This window comes from Pseudomonas sp. (assembly GCF_030147005.1).
In the GTDB taxonomy this organism is placed as follows: Bacteria; Pseudomonadota; Gammaproteobacteria; order Pseudomonadales; family Pseudomonadaceae; genus Aquipseudomonas.
The window spans coordinates 1-11,177 of record NZ_JASLAW010000195.1; the positions used below are offsets into that span (position 1 = coordinate 1).

Annotated in this window: 9 protein-coding genes; 2 read left to right on the forward strand and 7 right to left on the reverse strand. The window is 61.5% G+C overall.

Features of this window, described 5'->3' with window-relative positions:
* Positions 1-346: 346 nt before the first annotated feature.
* Positions 347-808 carry an LEA type 2 family protein gene (locus tag Q1V60_RS17885; protein ID WP_300633021.1) on the reverse strand — a complete coding sequence of 154 codons (462 nt, stop codon included), beginning with the start codon at positions 806-808 and terminating at the stop codon, positions 347-349.
* A gap of 12 nt (positions 809-820) precedes the next feature.
* Complete coding sequence (locus Q1V60_RS17890) at positions 821-2,251, reverse strand: nucleobase:cation symporter-2 family protein (RefSeq protein WP_300633023.1); 1,431 nt, start codon at positions 2,249-2,251, stop codon at positions 821-823.
* A 234-nt stretch (positions 2,252-2,485) separates the two neighbouring features.
* Between Q1V60_RS17890 and Q1V60_RS17895 the strand changes: the two genes are divergently transcribed.
* Entirely contained in the window at positions 2,486-4,111 is a 1,626-nt protein-coding gene (locus Q1V60_RS17895; RefSeq protein ID WP_300633025.1) for a methyl-accepting chemotaxis protein, read from the forward strand.
* 325 nt (positions 4,112-4,436) lie between these two features.
* Here the strand turns inward: Q1V60_RS17895 and Q1V60_RS17900 are convergent, their stop codons facing one another.
* From Q1V60_RS17900 to Q1V60_RS17920, 5 genes are all read right to left on the reverse strand, one after another.
* Entirely contained in the window at positions 4,437-5,414 is a 978-nt protein-coding gene (locus Q1V60_RS17900) for a D-glycerate dehydrogenase (RefSeq protein ID WP_300633027.1), read from the reverse strand.
* A complete protein-coding gene (locus Q1V60_RS17905; RefSeq protein ID WP_300633029.1) occupies positions 5,414-6,709 on the reverse strand; it encodes an MFS transporter in 1,296 nt (431 codons plus the stop codon). Before Q1V60_RS17905 ends, Q1V60_RS17900 begins: the two co-directional genes overlap by 1 nt.
* Positions 6,710-6,754: 45 nt before the next feature.
* On the reverse strand, positions 6,755-7,696 hold the full coding sequence (locus tag Q1V60_RS17910; RefSeq protein WP_300633031.1) for a sugar kinase: 942 nt from the start codon (positions 7,694-7,696) through the stop codon (positions 6,755-6,757).
* The gene (locus Q1V60_RS17915; protein WP_300633033.1) at positions 7,689-8,471 is read right to left on the reverse strand and encodes a TIM barrel protein; all 783 of its coding nucleotides are present in this window, start codon (positions 8,469-8,471) and stop codon (positions 7,689-7,691) included. Before Q1V60_RS17915 ends, Q1V60_RS17910 begins: the two co-directional genes overlap by 8 nt.
* Before the next feature lie 84 nt (positions 8,472-8,555).
* Positions 8,556-9,617, reverse strand: coding sequence for a LacI family DNA-binding transcriptional regulator (locus tag Q1V60_RS17920; RefSeq protein WP_300633035.1), 1,062 nt, complete (start codon positions 9,615-9,617; stop codon positions 8,556-8,558).
* A gap of 223 nt (positions 9,618-9,840) precedes the next feature.
* On the opposite strand from Q1V60_RS17920, the gene Q1V60_RS17925 reads away from it, so the two are divergent.
* Positions 9,841-11,109, forward strand: a complete 1,269-nt coding sequence (locus tag Q1V60_RS17925; protein WP_300633037.1) for a hypothetical protein — start codon at positions 9,841-9,843, stop codon at positions 11,107-11,109.
* The last annotated feature ends 68 nt before the right edge of the window (positions 11,110-11,177 follow it).

The following is an 11,177-nucleotide window of genomic DNA, read 5'->3' on the forward strand; positions in this document are numbered from 1 at the left end:
TGCGTAGCAGTCCCATTTTTGGGGCCGCTTCGCGCCCCAACGGGAGCAAGCTCCCTCGCCACAGGTCGCAGGTTTTTCTGCTTTAGCGCTTAACTGACCGGCATTAGGGCTTGCCCGCGAGTGCGGTGTATCAGTCACATCTGCAGTGACTGGCACCCTGCATTCGCGGGCAAGCCCGCTCCCACATTTGATCTTCAGCGTTTGCGGGATTTGGATTGCATCCAGTTCTCACGGGCCATCTCAGTCTTCCGTGGGAAAGTGCCTGCGACGAATTCGGTCTCATCCGTCCTGATCAAGCGCATGCCGGTACGCTGTGCGCTCGGTGAAGAGTGTCGATTGCATGCATTCACCACGTCGCCGTGTTCGGCAAATCCAACGTGCCACGCTCGACAAAGCGCATCGTGCCAAACAGCCCGCCCGCCAGCTTGCCTCGCAGTACATACGGCAGGTTATTCAAACTCTGGGTCTGGCTCAGGCCCAGGGTCTGGCGCAATACGGTAAACGCCGAGACACTGACCGGCACCATCACCACGGCCTCGGAAAACCTCGGGATGCTGCCGGCCTGGTCACTCACACCCGAGGCCAGTGGCCGGCCGTTGACCTCCAGGTCCAGGGCCACGCCGTTGTAGTCGAGCGCCGTTTCATTAGGGTTCTGTACCCGCAGCTTGACCGCAAAGCGCACTTCCAGATCCTGGCTTTGCAGCGGTTCGATGCCGACCACGTTGATGTTGACCGGATCGCGGTTGGGCAACAGCGCGCAGGCGCTCAAGGTCAGCAATAACAGCGATAGAACCATGAGCTTGCGCATATAAAAGTGCTCCTACTGTTTCGTGACGTCCGGGTCCTGCATGACCTTGAGGGTAGAAGACTCCGGATCAAATTCATCTTCTTCCAGCGCTATGAACTCTTCGGGCAGGAAAATGTTCAGCAGGATTGCACAGAATGCGCCGACGGTGATCGGCGATTCGAAGATGTTGTGCAGCGCCTTGGGCAAGTCTCGCAGCACTTCCGGCACGGCCGCGACGCCCAGGCCCATGCCCAGGGAAATCGCCACGATCAGCACATTGCGCCGATGCAACCCGGCTTCGGCGAGGATCTTGATGCCGGCCACGGCCACGGTGCCGAACATGATCAGGGTCGCGCCGCCCAGCACCGGCTTGGGCATCAGTTGCAGCACCGCGCCGATCATCGGGAACAGCCCCAGCAGCACCAGCAGGCCGGCAATGAAGTAGGCCACATAGCGGCTGGCGACGCCGGTCAGTTGGATGACGCCGTTGTTCTGGGCGAACGTCACCATCGGCAGGCTGTTGAAGGTGGCCGCCATTGCGGAGTTGAGGCCGTCGGCGAGCAGGCCGGACTTGATACGCTTGATGTACAGCGGGCCCTTGACCGGCTGTTGGGAAATCATCGAGTTGGCGGTCAGGTCACCCGCGGCTTCCAGGGGCGAAATCAGGAAGATCACCGCCACCGGGATAAATGCCACCCAATCGAACGAGAAACCGTACTTGAACGGCACCGGCACGCTGATCAACGGCACCTGGGGCAGGGCGGCCATGTCCACGCGGCCCAGCCACCAGGCCACGACAAAGCCCAGGGTCAGGCCGATCACGATCGAACCCAGGCGCAGGAACGGGTTGTCGAAGCGGTTGAGCACCACAATGGTCAGCAGCACCAGCGCCGCCAGGCCCATGTTACTGGCGGCGCCCAGGTCACTGGCGCCGAAGCCGCCGGCCATGTCGGTGACGGCCACTTTGATCAGCGACAAGCCCATCAAGGTAATGATGGTGCCGGTGACCACCGGGGTGATCAACTTGCGCAGCTTGCCGATGAACTGGCTGAGCACCACTTCGATAAACGCCGCAAAAAAACAGATGCCAAATATCGTCGAGAGGATTTCATCGGGGCCGCCGCCGCGCGCCTTGACCATGAAACCGGCGCTCAGAATCACACTGATAAAGGAAAAACTGGTGCCTTGCAGGCATAGCAGGCCCGAGCCGATGGGGCCGAACGTGCGCGCCTGCACAAAGGTGCCGAGCCCCGAGACGAACAGCGCCATGCTCACCAGATAGGGCACTTCGCTTTCCAGGCCCAGCACCCCACCGACGATCAGGGTCGGCGTAATGATGCCGACGAAGCTCGCCAACACATGTTGCAAGGCGGCAAATATCGCCGCAGTGAAGTGCGGACGGTCTTCCAGGCCATAGATCAGGTCGGATTTATAGCGCGGGCGGGGGGCTTGAGCGTCAGACAAAATGAGGGCTCGGGTCAGAAAATGGAGGCGCAGGATGCCAGAAACGGCCAGTCGCCAGAAGGGTAATAAATTATTTATAAAACGGCCTGCATAAAACCCCGACATCAGCCGATACCCCGTATAGGCCCACCTATCCATTCCGCCGGGGGCGGCCAAGGTCCGGGCGGCGCGTTGGCGCTGACGGATCGTTTCGCGGCAGGACGCCAGCAAACATTACTTCTGAGAGCCCCCCTTATGTCCCTCCGTCATCTGAATATTGCCCCTCGCGCCTTTCTCGGGTTTGCCTTCATCGCCGTCCTGGTGGTCATCCTTGGGGTGTTTGCGGTCAACCGCATGACCCTGATGCGCCAGGCGTCGTTGGACATGAGCACCAATCAATTGCCCAGCGTGACGCATCTGGGGCATATGACGGAAAACGTGTTGCGCATGCGCATCCTGTCCTTTCGCGTGCTGGTGAACCGTGAGCCGGCCGCCCTGCAGGAGGCCGAAACCCGCATCGGCGTGTTGGTCGACAAAGTCAGGGCGGCGCAGAGTCGTTATGCCGCGTTGCCGACAGGTGCCGAGGAGGCGGTGCTGTACAAGGCATTTGCGACCACGCTGGACAACTACATCAAGGCCCAGGCCGACATGATTGCCTTGTCCAAGCAAGACAAGGTCGATGACATGCGCGCGCTGATCAACAGCCGTATCAAGGAAGGCACCGACCAAATGGGCGAGCAGTTGAACAAACTGATCGCCCTCAACGCCGCCGGTGCCAAGGCCGCCGATACCCAGGCGGAACACAGTTACGAAGCCGCGATTACCGGCGTCGTCGTGGTATCCGTCGCCGCTGCGTTGCTGACCGTGTTGCTGGCCTGGCTGCTGACCCGCAGCATCGTCACGCCGTTGCGCAAGGCCGTGCAAGCGGCTGAAAGCATCGCCGGCGGCAACCTGACAACGACGATCGAGGACGACGGCAAAGATGAACCGGCGCGCTTGATCAGTGCCTTGTCGACCATGCAAACCAACCTGCGCCAGACCATCCAGCACATCGCGGGCTCGGCCACGCAGCTTGCGTCCGCGGCCGAAGAACTGAGCGCAGTCACCGAGGAAGCCTCCAAAGGCTTGCAGCAACAGAACAACGAAATCGACCAGGCGGCCACGGCGGTCAATGAAATGACAGCGGCCGTGGAAGAGGTGGCGCGCAATGCGGTGTCCACCTCCGAGGCGTCCGGCCAGTCCAACCTGGCGGCACGGGAAGGGCGCGACCGGGTAGTGGAGACGGTCGGGGCGATCCAGACCATGACCCAGGACGTACAAAACACCGCAGCGATGATCGAGGGCCTGGCGGCGCAAGGGCGTGACATCGGCAAGGTGCTGGACGTGATCCGGGCGATTGCCGAGCAGACCAACCTGCTGGCGCTCAACGCCGCCATCGAAGCGGCGCGTGCCGGTGAAGCCGGGCGTGGTTTTGCGGTGGTTGCCGACGAAGTACGGGCGCTGGCCCATCGCACCGCGCAGTCCACCCAGGAGATCGAAAAAATGGTCGCCGGCATCCAGAACGGCACCGGTGAAGCGGTGCAATCGATGCAGCAGAGCAACCAGCGCACCCAGACCACCCTGGAGATGGCCCGCGCCGCCGGTGTGGCGCTGGAGCAGATCACCCAGTCGATCAGTCTGATCAACGAACGCAATCTGGTGATCGCCAGCGCATCCGAAGAGCAGGCCCAGGTATCGCGTGAAGTGGACCGCAACCTGGTGAATATACGTGACCTGGCGACGCAGTCGGCGGCGGGCGCCAACCAGACCAGCGCGGCTAGCCATGAGCTGTCGCGGTTGGCGGTGGATTTGAATGGGATGGTAAGCCGGTTCGTTATCTAGAATCTGAAAGGCGGTTCAAATGTGGGAGGGGGCTTGCCCTAATGCCGGTCAGTTCGGCGCTAAAGCAAAAAACCTGCGGCCTGTGGCGAGGGAGCTTGCTCCCGTTGGGCTGCATAACAGTCCCATTTTTGGGGCCGCTTCGCGCCCCAGCGGGAGCAAGCTCCCTCGCCACAGTGACCGGTTCTGTCTTAGCTGACTGGCATTAGGGCTTTCCCCGATTGCGGTGTGTCAGCCAGTCTCTTTTCAGCTGACCCACCGCTATCATAGCGCCCGAATGAAGTGTCCAAAATCATTAGGCCAGTTCAACCCCCCTCCCATATGGGGTTCACCGTTTCCAGGCGGCCGCGTTCACCAGGTTCTGCGGCCGTTCGCCCGCCAGTGCCTGCAACAGATTATCCACTGCGCACCTGGCCATCGCCTCCCGCGTTTCATGGGTGGCCGAACCGATGTGCGGGGTGGCCACCACGTTGTTCAAGCGCAGCAGCGGCGAGGCGTGATCGAGCGGTTCTTTCTCGAACACATCCAACCCGGCCGCGCGGATCGTGCGCTGTTGCAAGGCGTCGACCAGCGCCGCTTCGTCCACCACCTTGCCCCGTGAGATGTTGATGAAGATCGTCTCCGGGCCCATCAGCGCGAACTCTTCAGCGCCGATCAACTTCTCGGTTTCAGCGGTGAGCGGCAAGGTCAGGCAGACAAAATCCGCCTCTTTGAGCAGCGCCTGCAAGCTGCGGTACTGCGCGCCGAAGCGCGCTTGCACCGCCGGCTTGGGCGAATGGCTGTGATAGATCACCGGCATGCCGAAGCCAAAGTGCCCGCGCTGGGCCAACGCTTCGCCGATGCGCCCCATGCCGATGATGCCCAGGGTCTTGCCATGCACGTCGCTGCCGAAGTGCGCCGGGCCGATGTTCTTGCTCCATTGGCCGGCGCGCACCATGTCGGCCAGCTCCACCACGCGCCGGGCGGTGGCCAGGATCAACGCAAAGCCGGTGTCGGCGGTGGTTTCGGTGAGCACATCCGGCGTATTGCTGAGCAGGATGCCGCGCTGGGTGAGGTAGTCGATATCGTAGTTGTCGACGCCCACCGAGACACTCGCCACCGCTTCCAGCTTCGGCGCCAGGTCGAGCAGTTTTGCATCCAGGCGCAGGCTCGCGCCCAGCAGCCCGTGGGCGTTCGGCAGGGCGTCGCGCAGTCGGGCCAGGCCGCTCTCGTCCAGTGCGTCGATCAGCGTCACGTCGGCCTGCTCATGCAGGCGAGCCATCATCGGCGCGGAGAGTTTCTTGTATAAAACCACGGATTTTTTCATCAGGAATTGGCCTTCATTTCGAGGGTAGCCAGGGGCGCGCGTTCACGGTCACTGGCGCCAGGTTTGAGGAAAATCGTCAGCACCACCGACAGCAGCAATGCACCGCTCATCAGCAGGTACGAAGCGCCCGGCGAACCGGTGCTGCTGTTGAGGTAACCCACCAGGTACGAACCGCCGAACGAGCCCAGCGCGCCCATGCTGTTGATCAGCGCCATCGCGCCGCCGGCGACGTTGGCCGGGAGAATTTCCGGGACGATGGCGAAGAACGGTCCATAAGGCGCGTACATGCAGGCGCCTGCGATCACCAGCAGGGTGTAGGACCACCAGAAGTGTTCGGCACCCAGCGCGTAAGAGGCGTAAAAGGCGATGGAGGCGATCAGCAGCGGTGGCCATACGAAGCGTTTGCGCTTTTGCAGCTTGTCCGAGCCCCAGCTCACCACCAGCATGCCGATCACTGCTGCCAGGTAGGGCAAGGCTGACAGCCAGCCGGCTTCGACCATGTCCATCTGCAAACCGGCCTTGAGGATCGACGGCAGCCACAGTACGAAGCCATACACGCCAATACTCCAGCAGAAGAACTGCAGCGCGAGGATGATCACCTTGGGCGAGCGGAAGGCTTCGGCATAATTCTTCACCGCCTTGATGCCCACCTGTTCAGCGGCCAGGGCGCTTTCCAGGCTGCGCTTTTCTGTATCGCTCAGCCACTTGGCATCCTTGGGGCGCTCATCGGCCAGCTTCCACCAGATAAACGCCCACAGCACGGCCGGCAAGCCCTCGATGATAAACATCCAGCGCCAGCTGAAGTGCTGCACCAGATAGCCCGAAACCACCGACATCCACAGCATGGTCACCGGGTTGCCGAGGATCAGGAAGGTATTGGCCCGCGAGCGTTCGGCACGGGTGAACCAGTGGCACAGGTACACCAGCATCGCCGGCATCACCGCGGCTTCGACCACGCCGAGCATGAAGCGAATGACGATCAGCATGTAGGCGTTGGAAACCACGCCGGTCAGGGTGGCCAGGCCGCCCCACAGGATCAGGCTGACGAAAATCAGTTTTTTGACGCTGCGCTTCTGCGCGTAGATCGCTCCCGGCACCTGGAAGAAAAAGTAGCCAAGGAAAAACAGCGCGCCGAGCAGCGACGACATGCCCGGGGTGATCATCAGGTCTTCGGCCATTCCCGAGGCGGCCGCGAAGCCGTAGTTGGCGCGGTCCAGGTAGGCCAGGCTGTAGGTGATAAACACCATGGGCATGATGTACCACCAACGGCGGGTGGCGAGTTTCACGGTTTCCATAAGGTTGCTCCTGAGCTTGTTGTAGTTGTGGCAACAGGTAGTGGGTCAAGCAACGGATCGGTTAAGCAATTCGGCGCGGGTGGGCAGGCCTTCCATATCGCCGCGACTCTGTACCGCGCGGCTGCCAATCCAGTTGCCGCGTTGCACCGCCTCGGGAAAACTGGCGTTTTCCAGCAGGGCGCTGATCATGCCCACGGCAAAACCGTCGCCGGCGCCCACGGTGTCGACCACCTTGTCCACGCGCACGGCGGCGACGAAACCCTGGTCCATCTGGGTGCGGTAGTAAGCGCCATCGGGGCCGAGCTTGATCGCCACGGCTTCGGCGCCCAGGTCCAGGTAGAACGCGGCAATGTCCGCCGGGTCATCGAAGCCGGTGAGCAGACGGCCTTCGCCGAGGCCGGGCAGCACCCAGTCGGCGAGGCCGGCGAGGGCGTTTATTTCGCGGATCATCCGGGCTTCGCTGCCCCACAGGGAGGGGCGCAGGTTCGGGTCGAATGACACGCTGCGCCCGGCCTTGCGCATCTGTGTCATCAGCTCCACCGACAATTCGCGGGTGGCCTCGGACAATGCCGGCGGAATCCCGGTGGCATGCAGGTGGCGGGCTTGCAGCAGTGCCGGCTTGATGTCCGCGATCGATAAATGGCTGGCCGCCGAGCCTTTGCGGAAGTACTCCACCTGGGGGTCGGCGCCGGCTTCTTCGCGGGACTTGAGTTGAAAACCGGTGGGGTGCAGTGGGTCGACGGTCACATGGCGACAGTCCAGGCCTTCGTTGGCCAGGGTGTCGACGACGAAGCGCCCGAGTGAGTCGTTACCCACCCGGCTCAACCACGCAACCTTGAAGCCCAGGCGCGACAGGCCGATCGCGACATTGCTGTCGGCCCCTGCAATGCGTTTGTGAAACTGACCGACCTGGGCCAGATCGCCGGTCTGCTCGGCGACAAACATCGCCATGGTTTCGCCAAACGACAGGATATCGATCTCAGACATGGGCATTCTCCACGCGGGGTTGGCCAAGGTGGGCGAGGGTGGCGACCTGTTGCGCGGTGACGTCGACCAGGTCGTCGCCCTGCAGCGGAAATTCCACCGCCCGGGTAATGCCTTGGGTCATATGTGTGAGCAGTTGTTCCCACAGATGCAGGTCGCTGGCGCCGGGCGGCAGGGCCACCAGCTTGCCGTCCGGGCGACGGGCCACGGCCTTGCAGTGCAGGTAATCCACATGCCGGCCCAACAGGCGCGCGGCGGTGAGCGCGGACTGGTCCTGCCACTGCCAGTTGCCGATGTCGAAGGTCATCTTCACCGGCAGGCCCAGGCGTTCGACCTCGGTGAAAAAACGTTGCATCGGCTCGATCCGGCCGCCTTGCAGGGTCTGGTCGTTTTCCACCAGCAACTTGACCGGGTGGCGATTGAGCAGGGCGTGCAGGCTCTCCAGGTCATTGGTGTCGGTGAAGTAGCCCAGCGACACTTTCAGCCAACGCGAGCCGAAGGCCTGGGCGCGGTCCAGGGTGGCGGCGAGGTCTGCATTGGCCTGGGCACGGCCGGCGACCCAGAGTTCCAGCGGCGAAGAAAACACCGAGTCCAGGCCTTGCTCGGCGGCAGCCTGGGCCAGTTCGGCGGGGTCTTCGTGAGTGAGCAGTTCTTCACGCCATTCGATGCGCTGGGCACCGGCGGCACTTAACAGCGCAACGAAACTCAGTTGGCCCTGCTGTCGGACCAGGTCGGCGCCGTAGCTGGAAAGGCTGATGGAAACGGGGTACTTGTGCATTGTTGTTTACCTCTGAAACCGGTTTCATTTTTGTGCGCAGAGCAAAATGTGGGAGGGGGCTTGCCGCCGATCGCGGTGGGTCAGCTACAGATAAGCTGACTGATATTCCGCAATCGGGGGCAAGCCACCTCCCACAGGGAGTTGGGTGGAGCCTCGGATGATCAGTTGGGGCAGGAAATCGAGGGTGCGGGTGGGGGCTGTATCGCCACGCAAACGCTTGAGCAGGCAGTCGAACGCACTGGCACCGATCGCCTCCGTCGGTTGGGCGAGTGCGGTGATGCCGTTGCCCACCAGCGGGTACCAGTCCAGGTCATCGAGGGCGATGAGGCCGATATCGTCGAACAGGTTGCAACCCAGCGCCTTGAGCGCACGGGTACACGCCAGGGCGGCCACGCCGTTGGCGCAGAACAGGGCTTTACGCGCGGGTTTGGCCAGGAAGATTTGCAGGTGGTGTTCCAGCGCGTCGCTCAGTTCCAGTACGGCGCCGTTCACGTCCGGGCGCCGGGCGATTTCAGCCTTGAAACTGTGCAGCCGTTCCAACCGTGAACTGGTGCCATCGGTGGCTTCGCTTACCAGCAACACCTCGCGGTAGCCCTGCCGTTCAAGATGCTCCAGCGCCATGCGCACCGCCGCCGGGTTGTCCAGCCCCACCAGGTCGCTGTGCAGCGGCTCGACCTTGCGGTCCACCAGCACCAGGGGCATTTCCCGTTGCAGTTCCAGCAGTTGGTCGAGGTGATGACCGAGGGTGTTCACGATCAGCCCTTCGATGTTGTAAGAGCGCAATGCCGCGAGGTGCTGGCGCTCCTGCTCGTCATCGCGGTCGGTATTGCACACCACCAGGCTGTAGCCGTGCTGGCGGCAGGCGGTTTCGACGCCGTGCATCACGGCAATGGAATAAGGGTTGCGGATATCGGCCACCAGCATGCCGATCAGGCGAGTGCGTCCACGTTTAAGGCCGCGGGCCATTTGGTTGGGGTGATAGCCGAGTTCAGCAATGGCCTGTTCGATGCGCAGGGCGATGACATCGGAGAGCAGGGCGCGGTCATCGCCGATGAAGCGCGAGACGCTGGCCTTGGACACGCCGGCGCGTTCGGCGACGTCGAGCATGGTCACGCGGCTGCGCTGGGCTGCGGAAAATGAGGTCACGAGGACGGCCTTTCTTATTGGATTTGAAAGTGGTTTGAAACCGGTTTCAGAAGATCATTGGTCATCGCGTTTCGTCAACCGTTCTTTGAGGCGGGATGGCGGTTAACTGTTTGAAACCGACCAGTGGTAAGGCTACCTGTTAGTTCTGACAGTAGGCGAATGAGCACTACAGGTATTCAATTCCTCCCAAGTAGCGGTGTCGCGGGAATTGCCGGAGATGGATATGAGTACCTCAAAAACGGGTAAACCCACGGGTGTCGAGCCCTCTGATCCAGGCAGCACTGCCGCGCCGGAACGGCCCCATGTGGTCGCTGCCCTGCCTGACGGACTGCTGCCCGCGCAGTACTACTCAAGTGATTTGGAAGTTGAGCTCGTTACGCCGTGGGGCTTCTTACCTGGTGTGGGCGTCACTCACTGGGTTGTTTTTGAATGGGGTGACCGTAGTACTGGGTCCGTCGACGTGCCGTCTCCCTTGGAATTGGTCGGTCCACTTACTGCTGCGGACTTTCCCTACGCTACATCAATCCCTAAGGCATTCCTGCGGACTAGCGCGGTTGTAGATCTCACGTATCGCATCCACCTCGATACGCCGGACAACGCGATCTACGACCGATCGGAAGTCACCCCCCTTCGTATTGACCGCAATGCGCCGGGCGTCGGCGAGAGGCTCGCCCCCGCGATCTTCCCTGTCAACCCCATCACGGATGACTATCTGAATATGACGCCTCTGGTGCCGATGGAAATCCAGGGATCCTATCGAGACCGTGAAATCGGTGACGAAATCGTGATGTATTTCTCTGCCACGAATGCTCTGCCAACAGGAGCTCCAGACCATACTTCACTGCCACTGACAAGCGCTACCGGCCAGATATTTGTCGATGTCCCCAATACCATTTTTAAAAGCTTTCCGGGCGCCCAATTCATCTTTTGCTTTTACCGTCTGAGAGATCGGGCCGGTAACCTCAACCCGCAATTTTCAGAGATGGCGCAAGCTGGTTTGGGGGTTGCCATCCCTTCTCCGACTTACTTGCGGCCAAGGTATCCACAGTCGGAATCGAACCCGATAAGCAATCCGAACAAATATATGACGTGCAGCTGCATACCGCCGCTCTGGGAGGGCGTTGAAATTCGCGTCGAGCAGGGCACTCCACCGCTTCCGGTTATCGAGGTTGGGGACGTTGTCACGATGCGGTTTCAGGGGTATCGCCAGGCTCCTGATGTCGACGCGCTTCCCGATATCGTTGACACCCAAACCTATGTATGGGACGCAGCCGCTGATGCCAACGGCTACCACTCGTTTTGGATCAGGGATGTGGAGCGCTTGATTCGCCCGCTCAAGGTCAACGCCGGGGGGGAGGCGAGCTATATGGTATCCCGGGGTGCCTCCATCAAAGGCAGATCGTTCTCCAGATTCGGGCGATTTGACCGCGTCGTTCCATCCACATCTGAACCCCGTTATTGCTGGATGGGCGGGAGTGTACCTGAGCCTTAACCTGAGCCCGGGCCGGGCCTGAGAAGGGCGGATTCTTCAGGGATTGGGTTCGCTGGCTTTTACGCTAT